This is a genomic window from Streptomyces sp. NPDC001493, from assembly GCF_053597235.1.
The window spans coordinates 116,180-141,414 of record NZ_JBSFHV010000002.1 but is presented as its reverse complement, the minus strand read 5'-3'; the positions used below and the strand labels follow the sequence as shown (position 1 = coordinate 141,414).

The window sequence follows — 25,235 nt, the reverse complement described above, 5'->3', positions numbered from 1 at the left end:
TTCCGGGCCGCTCGTTAAACTGAGCCGACCGCAGTAACGGAATGAGCGAGGAGCGCACGTGGGCCTGGTCGTGCAGAAGTACGGAGGCTCATCCGTAGCCGATGCCGAGGGCATCAAGCGCGTCGCCAAGCGAGTCGTCGATGCCAAGAAGAACGGCAACCAGGTGGTTGTCGTGGTGTCTGCGATGGGCGACACGACGGACGAGCTGATCGATCTCGCCGAGCAGGTATCGCCGATGCCTGCCGGGCGTGAGTTCGACATGCTACTGACCGCCGGAGAGCGGATCTCCATGGCTCTGCTGGCCATGGCGATCAAAAACCTGGGTCACGAGGCCCAGTCGTTCACGGGCAGCCAGGCCGGTGTCATCACCGACTCCGTCCACAACAAGGCGCGCATCATCGATGTCACGCCCGGCCGCATCCGGACCTCGATCGACGAGGGCAACATCGCCATCGTCGCCGGGTTCCAGGGTGTGAGCCAGGAGGGCAAGAACATCACCACCCTCGGCCGCGGTGGGTCCGACACCACCGCCGTCGCCCTCGCCGCGGCGCTGGACGCCGAGGTCTGCGAGATCTACACCGACGTGGACGGCGTCTTCACCGCCGACCCCCGGGTCGTCAAGAAGGCCCAGAAGATCGAGTGGATCTCCTTCGAGGACATGCTGGAGCTGGCCGCGTCCGGCTCCAAGGTGCTGCTGCACCGCTGCGTCGAGTACGCACGCCGATACAACATCCCGATCCACGTCCGCTCGTCCTTCTCCGGACTGCGCGGCACCTGGGTCAGCAACGAGCCGCAAGGGGACCAGCAGGTGGAGCACGCGATCATCTCCGGAGTCGCCCATGACGTCTCCGAGGCCAAGATCACCGTCGTCGGCGTCCCCGACAAGCCGGGTGAGGCCGCCGCGATCTTCCGCACCATCGCCAACGCGGAAGTCAACATCGACATGGTGGTGCAGAACGTCTCCGCCGCCGCGACGGGGCTGACGGACATCTCCTTCACCCTGCCCAAGGCCGAGGGCCGCAAGGCCATCGACGCCCTGGAGCGGGCCAAGGGCACCATCGGCTTCGACTCGCTGCGCTACGACGACCAGATCGCCAAGATCTCGCTGGTCGGCGCGGGCATGAAGACCAACCCGGGCGTCACCGCCGGATTCTTCGAGGCGCTCTCCGACGCCGGTGTGAACATCGAGCTGATCTCGACCTCCGAGATCCGCATCTCGGTCGTCACCCGCGCCGACGACGTCAACGAGGCCGTCCGCGCCGTGCACACCGCCTTCGGCCTCGACAGCGACACCGACGAGGCCGTCGTCTACGGAGGCACCGGCCGATGACCGCACGCCGCCCCTCGCTCGCGGTCGTCGGTGCGACCGGGGCGAGCGGCGGCGTCATGCTCCAGATTCTTTCGCAGCACGCGGACGTCTGGGGCGAGGTGAAACTGATCGCCTCCCCGCGTTCGGCCGGCCGCAAGCTGGCCGTACGCGGTGAGGAGAAGGAAGTCCTCCCGATCGGTGAGGACCTCTTCGACGGCGTCGACATCGCCGTCTTCCTGGTGCCCGACCGGGTCGCCGCCCTCTGGGCGCCCGTCGCCGCCTCCCGGGGCGCCGTGGTCGTCGACGGCTCCGCCGCCTTCCGCCTCGACCCGGACGTGCCGCTGGTCGTCCCCGAGGTCAACCCGCACGCCGCCCGCACCCGCCCGCGCGGGATCGTGGCCTCGCCGGACTGCACCACGCTCTCGCTGATCGTCCCGGTCGGCGCGCTGCACGCCGAATTCGGCCTCCGCGAACTGACCGTCTCCACCTACCAGGCCGTGAGTGGCCAGGGCCGCGACGGCATCGCCGCCCTGCGCGAGGAGCTCGGCCTGGTCGCCGGCAGCCTCGCCGCCGGTACGGAGCTGGGCACCCGCCCCGGAGACGTACGCCGCGTCCTCGGCGACCGGCCCGCAGGCCCGTTCCCCGCCCCCGTCGCGCTGAACGTCGTGCCCTGGGCGGGCAGCGACGCGGGCGACGGCTGGTCCTCCGAGGAACTCTCCATCCGCGCGGAATGCCGCAAGATCCTCGGCCTGCCGGACCTGCGCACCGCCATCACCTGTGTGTACGTCCCCGTCGTCATCACGCACTCGATGTCCGTGCACGCCCGCTTCGAGAACGAGGTCACCGTCGACCGGGCCCACGAGATCCTGGCCACCGCCCCCGGCGTCGTACTCGTCGACAGCCCCGCCGAGGGTGAGTTCCCGACCCCGGCGGACGTGGTGGGCACCGACCCCACCTGGGTCGGCCGGGTACGCCGCTCGCTGGACGATCCGCAGGCCCTGGAGATGTTCCTCTGCGGGGACAACCTGCGAAAAGGCGGGGCCCTGAATGTGGCCCAGATCGCCGAATCCCTCGCGGCCTCCGTGGGCGGGTCCTGAATCCCGGCACTGTTTTGCCGCGCGGTTTCGGTCCGGGCCCGTTTCGGATGATCTTTCGGGGGCCGTCTTCGCCTGCCGGGGGCTGTCTCCCGGTCGTCTTCCAGCCCTCTCCGGGCTCTCTCCCGGCTCTCTCCGGGCCCTCTCCCGGGCTCTCCTCAGGGCCGCAGAAATTCGTACGCTATCGAAATGTCTCATCGAAACAGTTTTGTGGGATCTGTGAAGGTCACATGTTCAATTCGGCTTCCTTAACCTCTTGAGCTGGGGCGTTGTCATATCCGACGATGAGCCTGTGGTCCTGTGCAACCGTGAGTCGGCAGTTCGGCGTCTTCGCCGTCACTTCTTGCGCGACGGGCGCACCAATAGGGCAATTGGGGAAGAGCGGGTACGTATGAGGGCGAGTCGCACAGAGCTGAACGCGCTGCCGCACGCGTACAACCCTGACGGGGGGCAGTGTGTCCAACTTGCGTGGCAGAGGTTCTCGAAATCCCGGTGGTCGGCCCCTTGCGAGGGGTCTCCGTGCTCCCGCTCCGCAGGCCCCGCGCGGTCGGCGGCATGCCGGTGATCGCCCCGCTGGGCGCCGCGAGCACGACGAGCCCCGTGCGGCTCCCCTCGCAGCGCGAGGGTGCTGAAGAGGCGGTGGCGGCCGGAACGACGGTCGACCATCTGACCGAGACCTACCGCGCCCACTACCGTTCGCTGCTCGGCCTCGCCGCGCTCCTGCTGGACGACACCGCCTCCTGCGAGGACGTCGTGCAGGAGGCGTTCATCCGCGTGCACTCCGCCCGCACCCGTGTGCGCGAACCGGAGAAGACGCTCGCCTACCTCCGGCAGACCGTCGTCAACCTCTCCCGCTCCGCCCTGCGCCGCCGCATCCTCGGGCTGAAGCTCCTCTCCAAGCCCATGCCGGACATGGCCAGCGCGGAGGAGGGGGCGTACGACCAGCTGGAGCGGGATGCGCTGATCAAGGCGATGAAGGGCCTCCAGCGGCGCCAGCGGGAAGTGCTGGTGCTGCGCTACTTCGCGGACATGACCGAAGCGCAGGTGGCCGACACCCTCGGTATCTCGCTCGGTTCGGTGAAGGCGTACGGTTCGCGCGGGATCGCCGCTCTGCGCCTGGTGATGGAGGCGCAGGCATGAGCGGCGGCCCCCTCAGCCACGAGCCGGACCGGACGGGAAGCGGAACTGTGAACCACGGGCCGAACACGAGCCATGGGGCGAAGGCGGACCATGGGCCGGAGTCGAGTTCCGGCCCCGAACGCCCGGCGGAGGCCGCCGAGCCGACCGGCCGTACCCTCGGAGCCGACGAGGAGCACGGCCCTCCGGAGTGCACACCGTCCGGTCGGTACGACGAGACTCCCGGCCGTACGGGCGGCGAAGCCTCCGACCGGCACGAGAGGGCGCCCCGCGCGCTCGACGGCCTGTCCCGCCCCCGCGAGGAGGCGGCCGGCTCCCGCGACGAGGCTTCCGGGGCGGGCGCTCCGGCCCCACGGACCCCGCTCTTCCTGGCACGCCCCGGAGCCGCCGGCGCCGGCTTCGGCGCCGGCTTCGGCGCCGACGGCAGAAGCCCGAGCAGCGGTGACCCGAACGCTGGTGACCCGAACGCCGGTGACCCGAACGCCGACGACGGCGACACGGCCGACGAACAGCTGCTGCGGAACCTGCTGCGGGGAGCCGTTCGCGACCTTGAACCCACCGAGAACGCACTGGAGCACCTGCACCGGGCCATACCCGCCCGTCGGGCGCGCCGCCGCCAGGCGGTCGTCGGCGCGGCCGCCGCGGCCCTGCTGATCGGTACCGCCGTGCCCGCCTTCGTCCACGTGGCAAGCTCCGGGAACGCGGCCGCCGCAGCGCCCACGCTCGCCGGACACACCACGAACTCCCAGAGCCAGCAGGGCGACGCCTCCGGGGCGGCGGTGGGGGAGAAGCCGAGCGACGGACAGCCCGCGCAGGGGACGAGCGGCCCGCACGAGGGAACGCCCGACCTCGGCGGTACCCCGTCCGCGAGCGAGGACCCGGCCGACCCCGGCAGCACGCACTCCGGAGCCGTCAGCCAGGAAGAGCTCGCCTCGATCGCCGCCCTGCCCGCCTGCGGGCCCGGCCAGCTCGGCGTCGTCTCGGCGTCCACCGGAACGGCGGACTCGAACGGCACGGTCTACGGGACCTTCCGCATCGCCAACCGGTCCGCCGCGAACTGCTCGGTCAGCAGCCCGGGCACGGTGGGCTTCACCGTGTCCGGCGCCGCCGACGCGACGAAGATCCAGGTCGTGCAGCACGTGATGGGCGACCCCGCCGCCGGACTGCCCGACCCCGCCGTCGAGCCCGCGGCGGTGCTGCTGAGGCCCGAGATGTCGTACGAGGTGCGGTTCGCCTTCGTACCGACCGACACCTGTCCCACGGACACCGCCCCCACACCCACGCCGACCGGGACCACACCGCCGGGCGCGGGCGCCGTGGAGGACCAGCCGGCGAGCGTGGAGACGCAGTCGCTGCCGGACGACGCCGCCCCGGCCGAGGGATCCATCGCCGTGACGCACACCCCGGAAGCGGGCGCGCCGACCGGCGAGACCACGATCAGCAACGCCTGCGCGGGCACGATCTACCGGACGGGCATCGTCGCGGAGCCGTAGGAGCCGAGCAGCAGTAGGAGCCGACTGCCTCGCGCGGAGGGCCGGCTCGGGGTCATCCGCTGCGCGGCGGAGTCCCGGACGCGGTGCCGACGCGTTCACCCGGTTCAGCACCCGGTTCAGGAGCTACCGGCGCCGGTCGGGCGGCGGCGGCCGGGTCGGGGACCAGGCCCAGGGCGATGTCCCGGGCCGCTTCGGCCTCGCGCCGCAGCAGACGGAACCACATGAAGAGCACGAACGCGGCGAAGACGAACCACTCCCCGGTGTAGCCCAGGTTCTGGAAGGCCTTCAGGTCGAGACCGCTGCCCTCCACCGCCGCCGCCGGAACCGCCTTCATGCCGTTGCCGGAGTCGTCCGCGCCGCCGATGCCGCTCGCGGGGAGCGTGACCCAGGCGTCGTACACGTCGTACGGCACGAGGTTCACCAGCGTCGCCGCGCTGATGATGCCGAGCTCCCCGTCGGGAAGGCCGCCCGCGTTGTTCACACCGGAGCTGGTGGCGCTCTCCGACGCCTGGAGGTCACCGGTCACCGTGATCTCACCGGTGGGCGCCGGGGGAACCGTGTTGTTCTCCCGCGCGCGCTCCGGCTCGCCGGGCATCCAGCCGCGCACGACGGGCAGCGCCTTGCCGCCGTCCGTACGCAGCAGGTCCAGGACGTAGAAGCCGTTACGGTCGTCCAGCTCGCGCCCAGGGACCAGGAACTGGTCCGCGAACGTCCCCGTCGCCGTGGCGGGACGGCCCGACGTGACGGTGTCCACGGGCAGCAGCGAGTCCAGCGGCTTCGCCTGGCGGGTGCCCGGGGCCGGCTGCTTCTCGGCCTGTTCGTGCGACTGCACGCGGTCCTCGAAGCGGCCGAGCTGCCAGGTGCCCATGAACACGCAGAACGGAATGGCCAGCACGACGAAGAGGTTGATCCCCCACCATCGCGGGGTCAGCAGGAACCGGTACACCCCTTTACCGTACGGTCCCCGCCCGGCCGGCCGGGAGCGGGGGCGCCCATTTATCCGGCCCTTACGGGCGCGCCCCGGTCCCGGTGCGGGTGTCCGGCTACTTCTCCGAGGCCGTCGTCGCGGTGGTCGTCGAGGCCGTTTCCCGTGCGGGCTTCGGCAGATGCCGCAGCGCGAAGTCCAGCTCCAGACCCACCTGCTTGATCCGCTCCTCCACCACGAGAGAGCCGTGACCCGCGTCGTAGCGGTAGACCTCGTGCACCGCGCCGCGGGCCTTGAGCCGGTCCACGTAGTTTTCCAACTGACGGATGGGACAGCGCGGATCGTTGACGCCCGCCGAGATGTAGACCGGCACACGCACCGCGTCCACGTACGTCAGCGGCGACGACGCCTCGAACCGCTCGGGGACCTCCTCCGGGGTGCCGCCCAGCAGGGTCCGGTCCATCGCCTTCAGGGCCTCCATCTCGTCGTGGTACGCCGTGACGTAGTCCGCGACCGGGACGGCCGCCAGCCCCAGGGCCCAGGCGTCCGGCTGGGTGCCGAGACCCAGCAGGGTCAGATAACCGCCCCAGGACCCACCGGCCAGGATCAGCCGGTCCGGATCGGCGAGACCCGACTCGACCGCCCACTCCCGGACCGCCGCGATGTCCTCCAGCTCGATCAGCCCGACCCGGTGCTTCAGCGCGTCGGTCCAGGCCCGGCCGTACCCCGTCGAGCCCCGGTAGTTCACCCGTACGACCGCGAAGCCGTGGTCCACCCAGGCCGCCGGGCCGGACGCGAACGCGTCACTGTCGTGCCACGTCGGCCCGCCGTGGATCTCGAAGACCGTCGGGAACGGGCCCTCGCCCGACGCCGGTGTCTGCACCAGCGCGTGCACCCGCCCGCCCGGCCCCTCCACCCACGCGTCCCGCACCGGCACCGAGCCGGGGGCCTTCATCCCCGGCGGGTCCAGCACCACCGCACCCGTGGTCGAGCGGACGACCGGCGGCAGGGCCGCCGAGGACCAGAGGTACTCCACCGTCCCGTCCGGGCGGGCCGTGGCACCCGACACCGAACCGGCGGGCGTCTCCACCCGCACCGGCGCCGACCCGCCCGGCTCATGGCGCCACAGCTCGCTGCGGGCCTCGAAGCCGTGCTCGACCAGGATCGCCGAGGCGTCCGGGTACCACTCGGCACTCACGTCGCCGGGCAGATCGATCGCCAGCTCCGTCTCCGTGCCCGCGACCGGGTCCCAGATCATCGGCTCCCAGCGACCCCGCCGCTGGTGCCCGACCAGCAGCCGGGTGTCACCGGCGACGGGAGCGAACCCCATCACCGCCAGACCCAGCTCCTTCGTACCGCCCTCGGTGTCGTCGAGCTCGGCCACCGTCGAGCCGTCCGGCCGTACCACCCGCAGCGCCGAATGCATCGCGTCGCCGTGCTCCGTGTGCTCCAGGGCGATCAGGCTGCCGTCGTACGACAGATCGCCGACACCGGCCGACTCGCGGTGCCGGTAGATCTCCACGTCCTCCGCGCCACCCGGCCGCGCCAGATGGATCGTGGTCCCGTCCTCGTCGGTGGACCGCCCGACGACCGCGCTGCCGTCCCGCCCGATCGCGAGGCCCGCCGGATACGACGGCTCAAGACCCGGCGCCGCCGGAACGTCCTCGCCGCCCCCGAACGGCTGCCGCATCCACACCCCGAACTCGTCCCCGTACGACGGTGCGTCCGGATCGTCGGAGCTGCGGCCGTCGTCGAACCACCAGATCCACTCGCCGTCGGGCGAGAGCGCCGCGTCCGTGGTTCCGTCGGGCCGGTCCGTGACCATGCGCTGCTCGCCGGTCTTCCGGTCCCATGCGTAGATCTCGTACGTACCGGTCGCATTGGACACGAACAGGCTGCGGTCCGGGGCGTCCTCCGCCCAGTCGGGCAGGGAGACGCGCGGTGCACGGAACCGCTTCTCCCAGTCGGGCATGGCTTCTGCGCTACTCATGCCCCCATCAAACCCGATGGTGAGGATCCGGTGCACGGCCCTTCCCGGAAGGCGGGAACGACTCCGGGGAATGCCTGGCGACCGACCTACGGCGTTCCGACCGTGGACAGCCGTGATCAGCCGTGGACAGCCGTGGACAGGCCGTGGTTAGACTCCCGCAACCAGAGCCCGAGGAGGGATTCCGCGTGCAGGTGAACCGTGACGGCGTGGATCTGATGATCAGTCATCGACCTGGACGAGGGCGTCCGTTGCTGGTCGTTCCAGGGGTCATGGCCGACGCCGCCTCGTGGCAGCCGGTCGTCGACGCCCTGCGGACCACGCACCCCGTCCATGTGCTCAACCGGCGTGGCCGCCGGCCCAGCGGACCGCTGGGTAGCGGGTACACGGTCTCCACCGAGGTCGAGGACCTGTCGCACGTGCTCGACGTACTCGACACCGGCAGCGGGGTGGACCTGTTCGGCTGGAGCTACGGCGGACTCATCGCCCTGGAGGCGGCGAGGAAGCACCCCGCCATCTCCTCGCTCACGCTCTACGAGCCGGTGGTGCGCCCCTTCGGCGCCCAGGCGCTGGAGGCGCTCCACCGGGCGGATCTCGCGGGAGACCTGGACCGGGCGGTGGAGATCGTGAACCTGGACGTCTCCGGCTTCTCCGCCGCCTACGTGGCGGAGCTCAGGCAGACCTCGACCTGGCAGGTGCTGCGCCCGCTGGCCGCACCGCTCGCCCGTGAGCTGGCCGCCCTCAACGCCCACCCCGCCGACCTGCCGGGCTACGGCGACCTGCGCATGCCGGTCACGCTGCTGCTCGGCGGCGACAACGAGGGGACCGCGCCCTACGGGGAGCCGTTCGCCCGGATCGCGGCAGCGATGCCCCGCGCGCGCGTGCGGGTGATGCCGGGGCAGGGGCACCTGGCCCACGCCGTGGACCCGGGGGCGCTGGCCCGCGCGATCGACGAGTCGCTGCGGTGGGCCCGGAGCGAGGGGGCCGCCCCCGATGCTTCCGCGGTGCCGCCCGCGCGTCCTGCCGGGTAGCGGGCTGTCCGCCGTCCTCGCAGGTCAGAGCGATTGTCAGTGGTGGGGTTCAGACTCCTTGCATGACTGCAGAGATGAGCGCGGGCACGGTCTCGACCGCTGTTCTGCGCAAGGCCGTGGAGACGTACTGGACCGCCGCCGACGCCCGTGACTGGGAGACGTTCGCGGCCACGCTCGACGACGACGTGGTGTACGAAGTGCCGCAGACCCGCGAGGTGGTCCGGGGCAAGGAGAGATGCGTCCGGTTCAACCGGGAGTACCCGGGCGACTGGCACGTGCGCATCGACCGGATCGTGGCCGACCTGCCCGAGCACCCGGCCGGAGCGGGAGAGCCCGGGCTCGGTGGCCAGGCCGCCGCGCGCACGCTCTTCAGCGTGGGAGGCGCGGAGTTGGACGGCATCCACTTCTTCTCGTTCGACACCAGGGGTCGTATCACCGCCGTCACCGACTTCTGGCCGGAGCCGTACGAGCCGCCGACCGGGCGCGAATACCTCGTCGAGCGCTTCTGACGGGCCCAACGCCCCCGACGGTGAACGGGGTTCGACGGCCCGGAGCGTTCGACGGCCCGACGCGTTGACGACCAGGTGTGTTGACGGCCCGGCGCGTCGCACGGCACAGGGCCCCCGCGCCGGCCTGCGGCGGAGGAGCCCTGTGCGTGTGGGGGGTGGCGCTGCGCGGGTCGTCGTCGCTAGAGCGCCGACTGGAAGGCGGGCAGGTAGCCGCCCGACTGGCCGGCCGCCTTCGGGTGGTAGGAGTTGTAGACCGGCAGCGTGACGCTGTTGAGCCAGGCGTCGCCCGAGCAGAGCTCATGGCCGGTGAACTCGTCCACCACGCTGGAGTAGGTGAATCCGGCGTTGGCCGCGCGCTTGGCGATGACGGAGTTCAGTACGTCCGCACCGTTGTTGATCGCCTTCCGCGCGTTCTCGCTGAGGCCGAGGATGCAGCTGCCGGAGATCTTGTAGAAGCGGGGGTAGCTCAGCACGACCACGTGCGCCGAAGGGGCCTTGGCGTGGATGGAGCCGTAGAGGGAGTCGAGGCTGCCCGGCAGGACGTTCTGCGCCTTGGTGACGGCCGCGTTCACGCTGCTGATGCAGGTGGCCTCGCTCGACAGGACACAGGTCTGCATGACATCGGCGAAGCCGACGTCGTTGCCGCCCACCGAGATGCTGACCAGTGCGGTCGACGAGCTGAGCGCGCTCAGCTGGCTGCCGGCGACGCTCGACGTCGTCGCGCCCGAGCAAGCGACGAAGGCGAAGGAGGAAGGGGAGTTGGCGGCGGCCCAGAGGTACGGATACGCCTTGGTCGAACGGTGGCAGTCGCCGCTGTCCGAGATGTAGCTGCCGGCGCCCACTCCGGAGGAGTAGGAGTCGCCGAGAGCGACGTAACCGCCCGTAGCCGCGGAGGCCGGCTGAGCGGCTCCCAGCGCGGCGACGGCCGCGATGGCCAGAGTGGAAAAGGATGCCCAGAATCTACGCACTGACATGGCCGGTGGCCCCTTCGGAAGGGTGGGGGTGCGAGGGGAGTTCGTGGCGCATCCAGTTTTTAGCAGCTCGAAGTACCGACCGGTAGCGGCCGCGCGAGAAGTCGTCTGATATGCCCGAATGATCGTTCGGTGGGCGTAGCTCCGCGCGTAGATAAACCCTGAACACCGGTCAAAATCGGGGCACTTGGGGGCGCAGTGCGGGAGTGCGCGCTGTCGGGCGAAGCGACGTCCGGTGGGGTTCCCTGACGCGTTCGGGTGTCTGCGGAGTCCTGACGGGCCGCCAAAAACCACTCGCACGAGTGGGTCGCGCCCTGCCTACGATGGCGCTCACCGAGGACCCCCCGCCACGGCCGTACCACCCGGGTGCACCGTTCTGCGGTCACGCTCCGTGGTGTACCCGTGCGACGTCCTGCCGGCCCGGCCCGTACCGGACTGAAGAAGGAAGCACCACCATGGCCCGACACCTGATCACCAGCGCCCTTCCGTACATCAACGGGATCAAGCACCTGGGCAACATGGTCGGGTCGATGCTTCCGGCCGACGTGTACGCCCGGTACCTCCGGCTGACCGGGCACGAGGTCCTCTTCATCTGCGCCACCGACGAACACGGCACCCCGGCGGAACTGGCCGCCCACACGGCCGGCCTCCCGGTCGCCGAATTCTGCGCGCGGGCGCACGCGGCGCAGAGGGCCGTGTACGACGGATACGCCCTCTCCTTCGACCACTTCGGCCGCAGTTCCTCGCCGCAGAACGCCGAGCTCACCCAGCACTTCGCGCGCCGCCTCAAGGAGAACGGCTTCATCGAGGAGCGCTCGGTCCGTCAGGTGTACTCACCCGTGGACGGGCGCTTCCTGCCGGACCGCTACGTGGAAGGCACCTGTCCGCACTGCGGGGACGAACGGGCACGTGGCGACCAGTGCGAGAACTGCACGCGCGTCCTCGACCCCGCCGACCTGCTGCACCCCCGCTCGGCCATCAGCGGCTCCACCGACCTGGAGGTGCGCGAGACCCGCCACCTCTTCCTCCTCCAGTCCCGGCTCCAGCAGGAGGTCGAGGCGTGGATCGACGCCGTGGCCGACAGCTGGCCGCACCTGTCCGCCTCGATCGCGCGCAAGTGGCTGACCGAAGGCCTCCACGACCGGGCCATCACCCGTGACCTGGAGTGGGGCGTTCCGGTACCGGCCGACACCTGGCCCGAGTTGGCGGCCGAGGGCAAGGTCTTCTACGTCTGGTTCGACGCCCCGATCGCCTACATCGGCGCCACGAAGGAGTGGGCCGAGGCCGCCCCGGTCGATCCCCGCGATTCCCTCCCTCGCCGTGACTGGCGGAGCTGGTGGTACGAGGCCGACGACACCGTCCGCTACACCCAGTTCATGGGAAAGGACAACGTCCCCTTCCACACCGTGATGTTCCCCGCCACCGAACTCGGCGTGTGTGAACCCTGGAAGAAGGCCGACATCGTCAAGGGCTTCAACTGGCTCACCTACTACGGCGGGAAGTTCTCCACCTCCGCGCGGCGCGGGGTCTTCACCGCCGACGCCCTGGAGGTGCTGCCCGCCGACTACTGGCGCTACTACCTCGTCGCCCACGCCCCCGAATCCGACGACTCCGCCTTCACCTGGGAGCACTTCGCCGCCTCCGTCAACAAGGACCTCGCGGACACCCTCGGCAACTTCGTCAACCGCACCCTCGCCCTCTCACGGAAGAAGTACGGCGACACGGTCCCGGCCGGACGGGCCGCCGGCGAGCCGGAGGCGCGGCTCGGCGCCGAGGCCGCGCGGCTGCTCGCCGAGTACGAGGAGCACCTGTCGGGCCTCCACTTCCGCAAGGCGGCCGCCGCCCTGCGGTCCCTGTGGGCGCTGGGCAACGCCTACCTCGCCGAGAAGGAGCCCTGGCGGGAGGCGAAGACCGACCCGGAGGGCGCGGCCCTCACCCTGCGTACGGCCATGAACCTCGTCCGGCTGCACGCGATCGTCTCCGAACCCGTCGTACCGGCCACGGCCGAGGCCCTGCGCGCCGTGTTCACTCCGGTGGAAGGCGGACCGGGCGGGTGGGCCGACGCGACCTGGGTCACGGCGGACGAGGCCCGGACGCTGGACTTCCTGCCGGCCGGAACCCCCTTCTCGGTGCCGCCGCTGCTCTTCTCCAAGATCACGGACGAGGACCTGGAGTCGTACCGCACCCGTTTCGGCGCCTGACCCGCCCGCCGTCCGCAGCTGCCGGGCGCGGGGAACGGCCGGGCGCTGGGGGAACGGCCGGGCGCAGAGGAGGGGCAGGGCGCATGAGGAGGGGCCGGGCGCAGGGGCTATGGGGAGTCCCTGTGCCCGACCCCTAGATCGTTCGCCATCCTTCACGTCCCGTACAGGAGTTGGCCTTGGCGTGAAGGCGCCAGGGCGTAAATGCGCCTCAGGAATCGCCGTGCTCCACCTGCGGAACCTGCGGCACCTCTGGCGCCGACGGGACCGGCGGCGTCTGGTCCTCGCCCGGAACGGGCGGTGCGTTCTCCAGCCAGCCGTTCCGCGCCGCGTGCCACCCGAGCTGGAAACGCGTGGACGCCCTCACCTGCGCCATGAGCCTCTGGAGGCGGCGTTGCACGGTGCGATGGCCCATGCCGAGCTGTCGGGCGATGGCTGAATCCGTCAGCCCGAGGTGCAGCAGGGCGAGGATTCTGCGGTCGATGGGATCGGGGAGGGTGCCGGAGGCGTCCTCGGGAACCGAGGCCGTACCGGCGGGGCGCAGCAGCGTGCCCCGCTCGAACTGCGCCTCGAAGAGGGAGCTGAGGGCGACGAGCAGCCCGGTGCGGTGGACCACGAGAGCGACCGGCTCGATCTCCTCGCGTTCCGGATCGAGCGGGAGCAGCGCGACCTGCCGGTCGACGATGACCAGCTTGATCGGGAGTTTGTCCACCACGGAGATCTGCTGGCCCTGGGAGACGTAGGCGTCCAGGGCCTTCGAGATTCCCGGGCTGTCCAGCCAGTCGCGCTCGATGACGGACCGCAGCGCGATCCCGCGCCGCATGAGGACGCCCTCGATCTCCGCGTGGTTGTCCTCGTGCGTGATCACGGAGTGCTCCGGCTGCGCGAGCGGCATCAGGTTGCACACCTCGCTGGTGGCCTGCTCCTGCATCAGCAGCAGCCTGCGGCGGATGGCCGCCGCCCCCGAAAGCACCTCGACCGGGGCCCCCGACGCGTGGGCCTGGGCGGAGCGGTGCCGCTCGGCGAGGGCGGCCATCAAGGACTCGACCTGGTGCAGGGAGGACCGTCGGGACTCCAGCAGCGGGCCGAGGGCGAGTACGGGGGAGGTCGCCCGGTAGCGCGGTACGCCTCCTCCGGGGGAGGCGGAGCTGGCGAGGCCGCGCACCACCAGGGACTCCAGGGCGTCGCGTACGGCGGTGAGGGGAGCGGCCAGTTCCTTGGTCAGCAGCGCGGGCTCGCTGTCCGGGCGGTCCACCAGGAGCCGGTAGAGGGCGTCCTCCAGCGGGTCGAGCCCGAGGAGCGTGAGCAGCGCGTTCCCGGTCTCCCCGGTCGCCCCGGTCTCCCCGGAATTCCAGGTCTCCCCGGGCATCCCGGACTCCCCGGTTTCCCCGGCGTCCGGCTCGCCGGACACGCCGCCCGCCGGGCGGAACCCGGTGGCGTTCAGCGGGGTCTCCGGCCGGGTGTGGGCTCGAACATGGTCCCCGCCCCCTTGCTGCCGCCCGCGCAATTGTGCTGATCAGGATATCTGTTGGTCATCTCGCGGAGTAGATCTGTGGACAGCGGCTGCCCGGGGCTCACGGCCCGTCGGTAGGGTGGGCGGTATGTCTGATGCTCCGGTCCGTGTCCGTTTCGCCCCGTCCCCCACCGGCATGTTCCATGTCGGCGGAGCCCGCTCCGCCCTCTACAACTGGGCCGTGGCCCGACAGTCGGGCGGCACCTTCGTCCTGCGCGTCGAAGACACCGACGCGGCGCGCAACAAGCCCGAGTGGACCGACGGCATCATCAACGCCCTGGCCGCGATCGGCATCCACGAGGACGATCCCGCCTTCGAGGGCCCTTATTTCCAGTCGCACAACGCCGCCCGCCATACCGAGGCCGGGCTGCGGCTGTACGACGCCGGCCGCGCGTACTACTGCGACTGCACGCGTGAGCAGCTCAAGGAACGCACCGGCTCGGAGCACCTCGGATACGACGGCTTCTGCCGTGACCGCGGCCTGGCCCACGAGGAAGGGCGGGCGCTGCGCTTCCGTACCCCGGACGAGGGCGAGACCGTCGTGGTCGACCTGGTGCGCGGCGAGCCCGCGTTCCCGAACAGCGCCATCGAGGACTTCGTGATCGCCAGGGGCGACGGCTCCCCGGTCTTCCTGATCGCCAACGTCGTGGACGACCTCGACGAGGGCGTCACCCTGGTGGTCCGGGGCGAGGAGCACCTCTCCAACACCCCGAAGCAGCAGTTGCTGTGGGAAGCGCTCGGCGCCGAACCGCCCCGCTGGGCGCACCTCCCGGTGATCGTCAACGAGAAGCGCCAGAAGCTCTCCAAGCGCCGCGACAAGGTGGCGTTGGAGGACTACCTCGCCGAGGGCTTCCTCCCCGAGGCGATGGTCAACTACCTCATGCTGCTCGGCTGGGGTCCCGGCGGAGACCGGGAGATCCTCCCCTACGAGGAGATGGAGCAGCTCTTCCGCATCGAGGACGTCAACACCTCACCGGCGTTCTTCGACGTGAAGAAGCTGACCGCCTTCAACGGCGAGTACATCCGTGCCCTCGCGCCGGAGCAGTTCGCCGCGGCCTGCGCACCGTGGCTGATCGCCCCGCACGCCCCCTGGGCCCCGGATGCCTTCGACACGGCCGTCTTCGAGGCGGCGGCCCCGCTCGCGCAGACCCGGCTGACGGTCCTCTCCGAGATCACCGCCTGCGTCGACTTCCTCTTCCTGGACGAGCCGGTCCGCGACGAAGCCTCCTGGACCAAGGCGATGAAGCCCGGCGCGGACGCCATTCTGCGGGACGCCCGTGGAGCGCTGGAAACCACTCCGTGGCAGGCGGACGACCTGAAGTCGGCGCTGGTCGCGGTCGGTGAGCAGCACGGGATGAAGCTGGGCAAGGCCCAGGCGCCCATCCGCGTCGCCCTCACCGGCCGTACGGTCGGGCTGCCGCTCTTCGAGTCCATGGAACTCCTCGGACGCGAGCGGGTCCTCGGCCGGCTGGACGCTGCTTCCCGGAGGCTGGCCGCACAGGCGTAAATCCGGTACGGGCGGGCCCCACCGTCCGCCCCGTACTTCTTGTACCGTTGCGTTCAAGCAGCAACCATCTGGGCCGGGCGGGCGGCGTGCGAGCGCCCACGGCCGACACGAGGAAGGCGGGCTCGGCATGCTCCGCAATGGACTGGAACCCTGGCACGTGCTGATCCTGGCGGTCGTGGTCATCGCGCTGTTCGGATCGAAGAAGCTTCCGGAGGCCGCGCGGGCCCTGGGCAAGTCGGCGCGCATCCTGAAGAGCGAGGCGCAGGCGATGAAGAACGACGCCGCCCCGGCAGCCGCCACCGCCCCGGCCGCCACCCAGGCCCCGGCCGCCGCCGCTCAGCCCGCGCCGGCGCCCGCCGCCGCGATGGCGGCGGAGCCGCGACCCACGGAGGGCTGACCCCGCAACGAGGGCTGACCTCGCAACGCCCGCGCCCCCTGCCCCGCCGGTCCTCAGCGACCGCGGGACAGGGGGCGCGTCCGTGCGCTGTCCCGAACCTTCCGGATCAGGGGCTGGCGGGGTCGAACCCGTACGCCACGGGCTCGTCCTGCGCATAGGGGTCGCGGCGGTACACGTACAACGCGTCCACCATGAATTCGTCGCCGTCCGGGGATTCGACGCGGCAGGGACGCGTCACCTGAAGGACCGGGGGCTGGTCGGGAACCCGCATGCGAAGACCGTCGGCAGGTCCTCCGGCGAGTTCGGCTGTCTCCCACATCGTCGCAGTGTGAAGATCCATGCCCACAACTTTACGGGCTGTGCCGCGCCCCTTTGGGGAGCATCGAACAACCGCTACGTCTTCTTGCCGTGCAGGTCACCGCAGCTGTCGCTGCCGTCGCCCCCGCCCCGGGCGCCGCTGCCGTCACGGTTTCCGTGAGCACCCGGGCCGTCTCCGGGGCGCCGTCCTCACGGTTCGACAGCTCGACGGGGGCCGGGACGCGTCCTGGGGCCTTTCGTCCGGATCATCGCGGCTCGCGCGCCCGGGTGCCGCACCTCGCGGCGTTGTCGTCCCCCGACGTCCGCACGACAGCCCCGTACCGGTCCGCGGGGAAGCGTAGGGCTAAGCTCCGTAGCACGTCAGGGGCGCGACCTGCCGCTTCCAGCGAGGGACAAGAGGTGGCGGCCGTGGGGGCGAATTCCAGTGGGATCCAGTTCCACATTCTTGGGCCACTGCGGATCGAAGTCGACGGGGAGCCGTTCCCGCTGACCGGAACACTGCCCGCGTGCGTCCTCGGCGTGCTCTTGCTGGAGCGTGGCCGCGTGGTGCCCTTGCACCGGCTGGTCACCGCTGTCTGGGACGACGACCCGCCGGAGACCGGTTCGCACCAGGTCCGCAAAGCGGTCTCCGTGCTCCGGAAGAGGCTGCCCGGCGGTGAGCGGCTGCTGCTCACCGAGAGCGGCGGCTACCGCGCGGTCGTGAACGAGGAACAGGTGGACGCCGGGCTGTTCACCATCCGACTCCGCCGGGCCGAGGAGGCCGAGAAGGCGGGGCTGGTCTCCAACGCCACCGAGGAGCTGGGGGCGGCCGGGGACCTGTGGCGGGGACGGGTGCTCCAGGGGCTGGGAAGGTCCGTCCTGGAGAGCGTCTCCCTGGCATGGGAGGAGAAGAGGCTCGCCGCGGCCGAGCACCGGGCCCGACTGCTGCTGGATCTCGGGCAGTCCGCCACGCTGGTCGGCGAGATCCGCGCTCTTGTGGAGCAGGCGCCGCTGCGGGAGGCGCTCCGGGGTTTGCTGATGCTGGCGTTGTACCGCAGCGGGCGCCAGGCCGAGGCACTGGTGGAGTTCGCGGCCATCCGTGACACGTTGGCACGCGACCTGGGCGTATCCCCGGGCCCCGAACTGCTCGCCCTGCACGAAGCGGTGCTGCGACAGAGTCCGGAACTGCACGTCCCCGCACCTCGGCGCGGAGCGTCCGACGCACCGCCGTCGTTCGTGCCCCCGGTGCAGAGCCCGTGCACGCTCCCGTACGACGTTGCCGATTTCACCGGCCGCGAAGCCGAACTGGAACGGCTGGCCTTCCTCAGCGAGCAGAGCCGGAGCGGTGGGACCCGGATCGTCGCGGTGGACGGAATGGGCGGTACGGGAAAGACGGCGCTGGCCGTGCACGCGGCGCATCTGCTGCTCGCCGACTATCCGGACGGACAGCTCTACGTCGACCTGCACGCCTACACCCCCGGGGAGGAACCCGAGAACCCCGCATCCGTGCTGGCCGCGCTGCTACGGACCCTGGGAGTCGAGTCCAGCCGTATCCCCGAGGACATGCCGAGCCGCATCGCGCTCTGGCGGGCGGTCACCGCGCGTCGGCGCGTGCTGCTCCTCCTGGACAACGCCGCGACCGCGGAGCAGGTACGTCCGCTGATACCCGGGTCCGCGCACTGCCTGGTCCTCATCACGAGCCGCACCCGGCTGGTGGAGCTGGAAGGCACGTCCTGGCTTCCGCTCGACCTCTTGTCGGCCGAGGACAGCGCCGAACTCGTCGCCCGCTCCGTGGACCGCGAACGTCTGGCGGCGGACCCCGGGGCGGTGGACGAACTGGTCCGGCTCTGCGGGTACCTGCCGCTGGCGTTGCGTATCGCCTCCGCCCGGCTGTGCCAGCGTCCGCATTGGTCGGTACGGAAGATGGCCGATCTCCTGCGGGACGAGAGCCGCCGGATGCGGGAGCTGCGAAGCGGTGAGCAGAGCGTGGCGGCGGCGCTCACGCTGTCCTTCCGGTCGATGTCCGAAGACACCCGCAGGGCCTTCCAACTGCTGGCGGCACACCCCGGATCGAGCCTGGCGGTCGACTCGGCGGCGGCTCTGCTCGGCACCGGAGTGGACGAGGCCGGTGAGATCCTCGAACACCTGCTGGACGTCCAGCTCCTGCGCCAGCGGGACCGGGACCGCTACACCTTCCACGACCTCGTCCGCAGCTTCGCCCGCTCGCTGTCCGGCGACGAGGACGGGGTCCCGGAGGAAACCCGTCAGGAGTCCGCCGAACGTCTGCTGCGCCACCTGCTGTGGTCCTCGGAGAACGCGTGCCGGCACCTGTTCCCGCAGCGGGCGGCCTATCCGGTGCCGCTGCCCGACTCAGCCGGTGTACACCTTCACCGGTTCGACGACGCGGCCGCCGCGTTGCAGTGGTTCCGTGCTGAACACTCCGTCCTCGGCGACGCCCTGGGTCTGGCCGAACGCCAGGGGCTGCACGAGTACACGGTGCTCCTCGCCCGTAACTTCGTCTTCCACCTGCACAACCAGGGCTATCAGGAGGAGTACGCGCAGGTGTGCGTCACGGCCGTGGAGGCGGCCCGTGCTCTGGAGGACCCGTTGCTGCTGGGCCTGTCCCTGACGAACCTGGCCGCCGCCTGCTGGCAGCTGGACCGTTTCCGTACCGGGTGGGCCGCGCTGGCGGAGGCCCTGGAGCTGGCCCGCCGACTTGCGGACAGCCGTGCCGAGGCGGCGGCGCTCAGCAGAATGGGGGGATTCCAGTGGAGCCTGGGGGAACTGCCGGCGGCACTCGCCTCCTACCGGGCGGCGGTCGCCCTCCACCGTCGGCACGACAGTGAGCGGGAGACCGCCGAGACGCTGACCAACCTGTGCGACGTCAGCGTTCTGCTGGCTCACCCGGCGCAGGCTCTGGAGGCGGGCCGGGAAGCCGTCGCGATCGCACGGCGGATGAAAGACCGGGTGCTGGAGGCCAGCGCGCTGGCCGAACTCGTGCCCGCGCTCCTGGTCTCCGGAGAGGCGCGCAGCGCCTCGCACCACGCGGAGCTGGCCCTGCACCGGGCCGATGAGCTGGAGGCACCGCCCAATATCGTGCGGGCGCTCCTCGCGCGTGCCACCGTGCGCTTTGCCGAGCAGGACGTGGCCGGCGCCCGGGTGGACGCGGAACGTGCGCTGAACCTTTCGCAGTTGCACAACTTCCGTACCCGGGAGGCGAGCGCCCTGAATCTCCTCGGCCGTGTGCAACTGGCGAGCGGCGAGGCGGCCGAGGCGTACACCAGCCATGCGTCCGCGTGGCGGATCGCCTCCCCGATCGGCCTGCGGCTGGAAATGGCGGCCGCCTTGGCCGGGAAGGCCGCGGCGCGCTACGCACTGAAGGACCCGGCAGGGGCGGCGGGTTTTGCGCGCGAGGCGTCCTCACTCCGTGCGCGGATGGGCCTTCTGTCTCCGGAGCCGCCTGAGACCCTGGCGGGCTGAAGCCGGCGGCTGAGCCGTTCGGGGCGCCGCGCCGCGTGCGTGCCGGGCTCCGCCGGCGTCAGTCCTGTACGGCGTCCGCAGTCGGGACGGGGTCCACGCCGGTGGGGCCGATGCCGGTCGCGACCACGGAGTGGTGCTGGGCAGTCGGTGAGGTGGCCTGCTCGGCGGTGTAACCGGTGACGAGAACGGTGGCCAGGAGCGCGGGGAGAACGGTCACACGCATGGAGAACTTGGTCATTTTCTGATCCCTTTCGCGACTGCGGTCGGTGGCGATGTGAGGGATCTTGGTTTCAGCGTCTCCCTGGACGTTCCCGCTGGGTTCCCGCCGGGCGGAGCACAGCCGGGTTCCCCTGGCGGGGCACGGGGGTGAGACCTCGTCTGGCGTACCAGTAGGAGGCGTGCAGCAGCTGCCAGAGGACCTCCGTCTCCGCCTCGTCCCGGGGACCGTAGAGGAGCACCCCGCCCCCTGACCCCGGGGGGACGGACACGCCCCAGCCGGCTGCCACCACCGCTGCGGTCCAGTGGTCGTCCAGGCGCACGTGCAGGCTTCCGTCGTAGGCGGGGTGGCGGTGGGCGAACTCCGTGCCCTCGAAGAAGGCCGCTGCGGGACCGTGGGCGTAACGGGGGATTAAGTGGCAGGCGACCGAGCCCTCATGGCAGCCCCAGGAAGCGGCGACACGGACCCCGTGGAGAGCTGCGACGCGCTCGTCCAGGGCCCGTTGGCAGTGTGCGGGGGCGGTCTGGGTGAGCTGCTGCGGAGGTTCCGTCCCGATCCGCGGTGCGGGGTCCTCGCGTGCGGGGAGCCGGATCGTCATGGGGCTGTGCCGTCCTTCACGTGAGCCCGTCGCACGGGTGGTCAGAGATGGAGGGGAGGGGGAGGTGGCGATTGGCGGCGCGGGCCGCCTCCGCCAGTGACGCGTGGTACTCGACGCGTACGCCCGCCGCACGCAACCGGTCGAGACCGGAGCAGGACGCGACGAACAAGGGAGGCTCGCGCCACGCGACGACCACTCTCCCAATCCCTGCCGCGATCAGCAAATCCGCACAGCTCAGGGGGGAATTGGCGCGCTGACTGCATGGTTCGAGCGAACAGTAGAGAGTCGCCCCGGTGAGGTCGGTGCCGGGCGGAAGCCGTCGCAGAGCGGCCTCCTCGGCATGGACCCGTGTCCCGTCCTCGCGGGAGTACCCGGTCGCCAGCACCGTGCCCCGGCCGTCGGCGACGACGGCACCCACCGAGTAGGCGGTGGGGGAGGGCGGGCAGTGGTGGGCGAGCGCGATCGCCGAACGGAGCAGCGCGGTGTCGGCGGCCGTCATGCGTCGCGGACCGTGCGAGGACGGATTCACCGTGTCGCCTCCATGGGCTGGGGCCGGACGAAATAGCGCAGCAGGACGGTGTCGCCGTAGGCGCGTGCCTCGGCGAGCCGCAGTCGGTGCGAGGGATACGCGCCGGGCCCCAGGAAGCGGGGGGCGGCAGGCGCACCCACGAACAGGGGGGCCACGGCAAGGTGCACCTCGTCGGCCCTGTCGGCCGTCAGGAACGACGTGTGCACCTCCTGGCCGCCTTCCACGAGCAACTGGCCCACACCTCGCGCCCGCAGGTCCCTCAGGAGCGCGTCCACGTCGACACCGGGCCCCGTGGGGACGACCTCCGCGAGTCCCGCGAGCCGGTCCGCCAACGCGGGCGCGACAGGCGCGGGGCAGTAGACCAGTTTGTGCTGGGAACCCTGCCACAGGGCGTGTTCGCGGCCGAGATTCCCGGAACGGGTGACCACCACGCTGGTCGGGAGAGGGGGCAGGCCGCGTGCGACACGGCCGGCACGGCGCTCGGCGGAGACCACGCGCAACCCCGGGTCGTCCTTGCGCAGTGTGCCGGCACCGATCAGGATCGCGTCGCTCTCGGACCGTACCGCGTCGACGCGGTCGAGGTCGGCGGGGCTGGACAGGACGAGTCGTTCGGGCCTGCTGTCGTCGATGTGGCCGTCCAGGGACACCGCGCAACTCAGCACGGTGTACGGGCGTTCGTTCATCGCTGTCGTACTCCACCGGGCGGAAGGTCTTCGGCGAGCCGGAAGCCCATCGCGTAGATGGGACGCCGGTACCAGCCGTGGCGGCGTCGCGTTCGGGCCAGGTCCCCGTAGCGGGTGAAACTGCCGCCGCGGGCCACTCGGTAGTCGTCGCCCTCGGCGCGGGTCAGATCGTCGGCGACGGTCTCACCGCCCGGGTAGGGGCGGTAGGGGTCGCCGGTGTACTCCTCGACGTTGCCGCCCATGTCGTCCGCGCCGAAGGGGCTGCGGCCGGCCGGGTGGACGCCGACGGGGGTGGTCGTCAACGGCCCCCACTCGACGGTGTTGACGAGGCCCGGCGCGCAGGGTTCGTGATCGCCCCAGGGGTAGGCGAGGCCGTGCGGGCCGGCCGCCGCGTACTCCCATTCCGCCTCGGTGGGGAGCCGGAAGGCGCGCCCGGTGCGGCGGGTGAGCCAGGTCGCGTAGGCGTCGGCATCCTCCGGGGACACCGTCCACACCGGATGGTTGGAGAGCGCGGCGGGGTAGGCGCCGAACATCCACGAGGAGGGAGGTGCGACGTCGGGGCGGTCGAGCAGGAAGGCGCGGTACTCGGCATTGGTGACCGGATAGCGGCCGATCCGGAAGGCGGGCAGGGCGACCTCGTGGTCCGGGGCCTCCTTCGCGATCCAAGCGCGGACCACGCCCACGCTCCGCCATCGGGCCGCCACCGCGTCGACCTGCTCGGCGGGAAGCCCCAGCCGGACCTGTGCGGCCGGGACGTCGACCATGGCGGGGTCATCGGTACGGACACGGGGGTCACCGAGCAGGCCCAGCAGCGAGCCCGCGGCGAGGCGTACCGGGTACGCGGCCCGGGGGTCCTCGGCCAAGGCGGCGAGCGCCTGGGGCGTCTTCCCCGCGAGCCGGGCGCACTCCCGCCCGAGCCGCTCGTGGCCGACGCGGTCGACGAATGAACCGGGCAGCCCCATGGCGGCGCGGTCGGACACGTCGTTGGGGTTGGCGACCGGAGCCTGAGTGTCAGTCACCGACCGTGTCCTCACCGGCCGGGACGGGGTAGACGTTGCCGTCGTAGGAGGACGCCAGGAATCGGTTGTCCGTGGTGTCGTAGTGCAGGGAGGAGATACCGGCGGTGGTGGGCCGGGTCACGTGCGTCCACTGTCCGGTCGGGGTGTGCAGGACGGCGACGGTCCCCGCGTAGGAGCCGGTGGCCACGAAGGCGCCGTCGGAGGACGCGGCGATCGACTTGATCGAGTGATCGTGCGGAGTGGGCAGGGCCGTGGCCTCCGTACCCTTCCACAGCCGCAGCACACGGTCCCTGCTGATGCTGGCGAAGCGCCCCTGCGGAAGGGCGGCGCAGCCGTTGGCGATCCGCGTGTGGGCTTCCTGGACGCGACCGACCTGCTGGAGGGTGCGGGTGTCGAACCAGCTGGCGGACGCGTCCGCGCACACCGCGAAGAGGACGGTGCCGGAGACGGCGACACCCTTGACGGCGTTGCTGTGCAGCTGGATCTCGGCGACCGGTTCGAGAGGACCGGACGCCGGCACGGCGAAGACGAGACCCTCGCCGGTGTAGGCGCCGAAGACGACGTGCGGTACACCGTTCCGCTCGAAGGCGGCGCCACAGTTGAGCGGGGAGTGGTGCTGGTGCAGGGCCTCGCCGGTCACCGCGTCGAATACCTGGCCGAGCTGTCCGCCGGTGAGGACGCGGCCACCCACTTCGACGAGGAAGTTGCACAGGCTGCCGGGGCGTCCTGCGGCCTCGCCGTCGGCCCACACCTGGCCGGCGTCGCCGACTGTCAGAACGGGGCCGTTCGCCGGGCGGATCACGGCGTTCACGCACTGCGTGCCCTGGACCCCGGACAGGTCCCAGGTGCTCGTGGTGAGGTCGTACGTGGCGTACGTGGAGCCGAAGGTCGCGAAAGCGAGCGTGTCCGGACCGGTGAACGCGCAGGAACGGGCCCATATCTCCGCGGGGAACTCCGCACTGTGCCGCAACCGGGGGCCGGCCTCCGCCAGGTCCCAGACGCGCAGCGTGCGGTCGTAGCTCAGGCTGACGAGAGAGCCGCTCGCCGCGTGGGCGACCAGGCGCTTGATGCCCGCCGCGTGGGCAGGGAAGTGCTCGACCGCGTCACCGCTGATACGGATGATCGCGCCGTCGTCGTTGCCCGCGTACACGGTGCCGTCCGGAGTGATGGCGATCGTGTCGGTCTCGACTCCGTCGAGATCGATGTCGGCGGTCATGCCACCCGTGGCCGGCGACCAGCGCTTGATGGTGCCGTCGTCACTGGAGGAGAGCAGTTCACCGGTGGCGGGAAGCCACTCGACCGAGATGACGTCGGCGGTGTGCCCTTCGAAGCGGTGCAGCAGGGTCCCGGAGAGGTCGAAGACCCGTACGACGTGGTCACGGCAGGCCGTGGCGATCAGCGGCTCCTCCGGGTGGAAGACGGCCATTTCGACGTCGTCCTTGTGGTCGGCGAGCACCGCGCGCAGCTGGAGGTCCGGCACGGACCACAGGCGCGCGGTGTAGTCACTGGAGCCCGTCACCAGAAGGGTGCCGTCGGGAGAGAACGCGACCTGGTTGGCGAGGTGGTCGTGATGGGCCCGGGCCAGCGGGGTGCGCCCGACCGCGTCCCACAGGATCACCTGGTTGTCGTACCCGGCGGTGGCGACCAGACGGCCGGCGAAGGCGGCGACACCGCTGATGGGACCGTTGTGCTTGATCACGCGGACTTCTCCTCCAACTGGATGGTGTGCAGGGTCTTCTCCGCTTTCGCGGAGAGATAGACGATGTTGTGGGCGGTGGCGAAGACCCCCGTGGGCACGGTGTTCCTGACACGGATTCCGAGACGGGTCAGCTCGCCGACCTTCTTGGGGTTGTTCGTCAGCAGGTCGACCTCTTCGTGGCCCAGAGCACGGAGCATCTGAGCGGCCGCCGTGTAGTCCCGCAGATCCTCGCCGAGGCCCAGGGCACGGTTGGCCTCGTAGGTGTCGAGCCCGCCGTCCTGGAGCCGGTAGGCGTCGATCTTGTTGTACAGACCGATGCCGCGGCCCTCCTGACGCAGATAGAGGAGCACGCCGCCGACCTCCGTGATCCGTTCGACCGCCTCCTGGAGCTGCGGCCCGCAGTCACAGCGGGCGGAGGCGAACACATCGCCCGTCAGGCATTCCGAGTGCAGGCGGACGAGGGGGACGTCGCGGTCCGGGCCGAGTTCCAGGGCCAGGTGCTCCCGGCCGTCGACGAGCCCCTCGAACGTCACCATCTGCGACGTCGCTTCCGGGCCGGTACCCGCACCGAGCGGAACCCGGACTCTGGTCCGTACCCGGGCGGCTCGCCCCCGGGCGGGCTCTGTGTTCATGGTCTGCCGC

Annotated in this window: 22 protein-coding genes; 10 read left to right on the top strand and 12 right to left on the bottom strand. The window is 71.2% G+C overall.

Features of this window, described 5'->3' with window-relative positions; all coding sequences use genetic code 11:
* Positions 1–58: 58 nt before the first annotated feature.
* The 4 genes from ACWCWD_RS03160 (at position 59) to ACWCWD_RS03145 (ending at position 5,033) form a co-directional block, all read left to right on the top strand.
* Positions 59–1,330, top strand: coding sequence for an aspartate kinase (locus ACWCWD_RS03160; protein WP_450769822.1), 1,272 nt, complete (start codon positions 59–61; stop codon positions 1,328–1,330).
* Positions 1,327–2,406 carry an aspartate-semialdehyde dehydrogenase gene (locus ACWCWD_RS03155; RefSeq protein WP_450769820.1) on the top strand — a complete coding sequence of 360 codons (1,080 nt, stop codon included), beginning with the start codon at positions 1,327–1,329 and terminating at the stop codon, positions 2,404–2,406. The genes ACWCWD_RS03160 and ACWCWD_RS03155 overlap by 4 nt, the downstream gene beginning before the upstream one ends.
* Before the next feature lie 552 nt (positions 2,407–2,958).
* Positions 2,959–3,543: a SigE family RNA polymerase sigma factor gene (locus tag ACWCWD_RS03150; RefSeq protein ID WP_450770352.1), complete on the top strand. Its 585-nt coding sequence runs from the start codon at positions 2,959–2,961 to the stop codon at positions 3,541–3,543.
* Positions 3,540–5,033: a hypothetical protein gene (locus ACWCWD_RS03145; protein ID WP_450769818.1), complete on the top strand. Its 1,494-nt coding sequence runs from the start codon at positions 3,540–3,542 to the stop codon at positions 5,031–5,033. The genes ACWCWD_RS03150 and ACWCWD_RS03145 overlap by 4 nt, the downstream gene beginning before the upstream one ends.
* Positions 5,034–5,085: 52 nt before the next feature.
* Here the strand turns inward: ACWCWD_RS03145 and ACWCWD_RS03140 are convergent, their stop codons facing one another.
* Together ACWCWD_RS03140 and ACWCWD_RS03135 are read right to left on the bottom strand one after the other, a co-directional pair.
* On the bottom strand, positions 5,086–5,979 hold the full coding sequence (locus tag ACWCWD_RS03140) for an SURF1 family protein (RefSeq protein ID WP_450769817.1): 894 nt from the start codon (positions 5,977–5,979) through the stop codon (positions 5,086–5,088).
* A gap of 97 nt (positions 5,980–6,076) precedes the next feature.
* Complete coding sequence (locus ACWCWD_RS03135; RefSeq protein WP_450769816.1) at positions 6,077–7,948, bottom strand: S9 family peptidase; 1,872 nt, start codon at positions 7,946–7,948, stop codon at positions 6,077–6,079.
* A 215-nt stretch (positions 7,949–8,163) separates the two neighbouring features.
* Here ACWCWD_RS03135 and ACWCWD_RS03130 point away from each other — a divergent pair, with 215 nt between their 5' ends.
* Positions 8,164–8,976 carry an alpha/beta fold hydrolase gene (locus ACWCWD_RS03130; RefSeq protein WP_450770350.1) on the top strand — a complete coding sequence of 271 codons (813 nt, stop codon included), beginning with the start codon at positions 8,164–8,166 and terminating at the stop codon, positions 8,974–8,976.
* A gap of 62 nt (positions 8,977–9,038) precedes the next feature.
* Positions 9,039–9,485 carry a nuclear transport factor 2 family protein gene (locus ACWCWD_RS03125; protein ID WP_450769815.1) on the top strand — a complete coding sequence of 149 codons (447 nt, stop codon included), beginning with the start codon at positions 9,039–9,041 and terminating at the stop codon, positions 9,483–9,485.
* 179 nt (positions 9,486–9,664) lie between these two features.
* On the opposite strand, the gene ACWCWD_RS03120 is transcribed toward ACWCWD_RS03125, so the two are convergent.
* Positions 9,665–10,459 (bottom strand): SGNH/GDSL hydrolase family protein, encoded by a 795-nt coding sequence (locus ACWCWD_RS03120; protein WP_450769813.1) that lies wholly within the window; start codon positions 10,457–10,459, stop codon positions 9,665–9,667.
* 452 nt (positions 10,460–10,911) lie between these two features.
* On the opposite strand from ACWCWD_RS03120, the gene metG reads away from it, so the two are divergent.
* Positions 10,912–12,657 carry a methionine--tRNA ligase gene (gene metG, locus ACWCWD_RS03115; RefSeq protein ID WP_450769811.1) on the top strand — a complete coding sequence of 582 codons (1,746 nt, stop codon included), beginning with the start codon at positions 10,912–10,914 and terminating at the stop codon, positions 12,655–12,657.
* Positions 12,658–12,865: 208 nt separating this feature from the next.
* On the opposite strand, the gene ACWCWD_RS03110 is transcribed toward metG, so the two are convergent.
* Positions 12,866–14,023 (bottom strand): helix-turn-helix transcriptional regulator, encoded by a 1,158-nt coding sequence (locus tag ACWCWD_RS03110; protein ID WP_450769810.1) that lies wholly within the window; start codon positions 14,021–14,023, stop codon positions 12,866–12,868.
* Between the two features lie 280 nt (positions 14,024–14,303).
* Between ACWCWD_RS03110 and gltX the strand changes: the two genes are divergently transcribed.
* Both gltX and tatA read left to right on the top strand, forming a co-directional pair.
* Positions 14,304–15,674: a glutamate--tRNA ligase gene (gene gltX / locus ACWCWD_RS03105; RefSeq protein ID WP_450770349.1), complete on the top strand. Its 1,371-nt coding sequence runs from the start codon at positions 14,304–14,306 to the stop codon at positions 15,672–15,674.
* 127 nt (positions 15,675–15,801) lie between these two features.
* Positions 15,802–16,071 (top strand): Sec-independent protein translocase subunit TatA, encoded by a 270-nt coding sequence (tatA, locus tag ACWCWD_RS03100; RefSeq protein WP_450769808.1) that lies wholly within the window; start codon positions 15,802–15,804, stop codon positions 16,069–16,071.
* A 106-nt stretch (positions 16,072–16,177) separates the two neighbouring features.
* Here the strand turns inward: tatA and ACWCWD_RS03095 are convergent, their stop codons facing one another.
* Positions 16,178–16,411: a hypothetical protein gene (locus ACWCWD_RS03095; RefSeq protein ID WP_327177043.1), complete on the bottom strand. Its 234-nt coding sequence runs from the start codon at positions 16,409–16,411 to the stop codon at positions 16,178–16,180.
* Between the two features lie 521 nt (positions 16,412–16,932).
* Between ACWCWD_RS03095 and ACWCWD_RS03090 the strand changes: the two genes are divergently transcribed.
* The gene (locus tag ACWCWD_RS03090; RefSeq protein WP_450769806.1) at positions 16,933–19,848 is read left to right on the top strand and encodes a BTAD domain-containing putative transcriptional regulator; all 2,916 of its coding nucleotides are present in this window, start codon (positions 16,933–16,935) and stop codon (positions 19,846–19,848) included.
* A gap of 58 nt (positions 19,849–19,906) precedes the next feature.
* Here ACWCWD_RS03090 and ACWCWD_RS03085 read toward each other — a convergent pair whose 3' ends face one another.
* Genes ACWCWD_RS03085 through ACWCWD_RS03055 form a run of 7 tightly spaced genes read right to left on the bottom strand, consistent with a single transcriptional unit; the run spans position 19,907 to position 25,225 of the window.
* Positions 19,907–20,086, bottom strand: a complete 180-nt coding sequence (locus ACWCWD_RS03085; RefSeq protein ID WP_450769804.1) for a hypothetical protein — start codon at positions 20,084–20,086, stop codon at positions 19,907–19,909.
* A 52-nt stretch (positions 20,087–20,138) separates the two neighbouring features.
* Positions 20,139–20,663, bottom strand: coding sequence for a luciferase domain-containing protein (locus ACWCWD_RS03080; protein ID WP_450769803.1), 525 nt, complete (start codon positions 20,661–20,663; stop codon positions 20,139–20,141).
* A 16-nt stretch (positions 20,664–20,679) separates the two neighbouring features.
* Positions 20,680–21,162 carry a deaminase gene (locus ACWCWD_RS03075; RefSeq protein WP_450769801.1) on the bottom strand — a complete coding sequence of 161 codons (483 nt, stop codon included), beginning with the start codon at positions 21,160–21,162 and terminating at the stop codon, positions 20,680–20,682.
* 26 nt (positions 21,163–21,188) lie between these two features.
* Positions 21,189–21,875 carry a RibD family protein gene (locus ACWCWD_RS03070; protein ID WP_450769800.1) on the bottom strand — a complete coding sequence of 229 codons (687 nt, stop codon included), beginning with the start codon at positions 21,873–21,875 and terminating at the stop codon, positions 21,189–21,191.
* The gene (locus tag ACWCWD_RS03065; protein WP_450769798.1) at positions 21,872–22,894 is read right to left on the bottom strand and encodes a formylglycine-generating enzyme family protein; all 1,023 of its coding nucleotides are present in this window, start codon (positions 22,892–22,894) and stop codon (positions 21,872–21,874) included. Before ACWCWD_RS03065 ends, ACWCWD_RS03070 begins: the two co-directional genes overlap by 4 nt.
* Complete coding sequence (locus tag ACWCWD_RS03060; RefSeq protein ID WP_450769797.1) at positions 22,887–24,593, bottom strand: WD40 repeat domain-containing protein; 1,707 nt, start codon at positions 24,591–24,593, stop codon at positions 22,887–22,889. Before ACWCWD_RS03060 ends, ACWCWD_RS03065 begins: the two co-directional genes overlap by 8 nt.
* Positions 24,590–25,225 carry a GTP cyclohydrolase II gene (locus ACWCWD_RS03055; RefSeq protein WP_450770347.1) on the bottom strand — a complete coding sequence of 212 codons (636 nt, stop codon included), beginning with the start codon at positions 25,223–25,225 and terminating at the stop codon, positions 24,590–24,592. The genes ACWCWD_RS03060 and ACWCWD_RS03055 overlap by 4 nt, the downstream gene beginning before the upstream one ends.
* Positions 25,226–25,235: the final 10 nt, after the last annotated feature.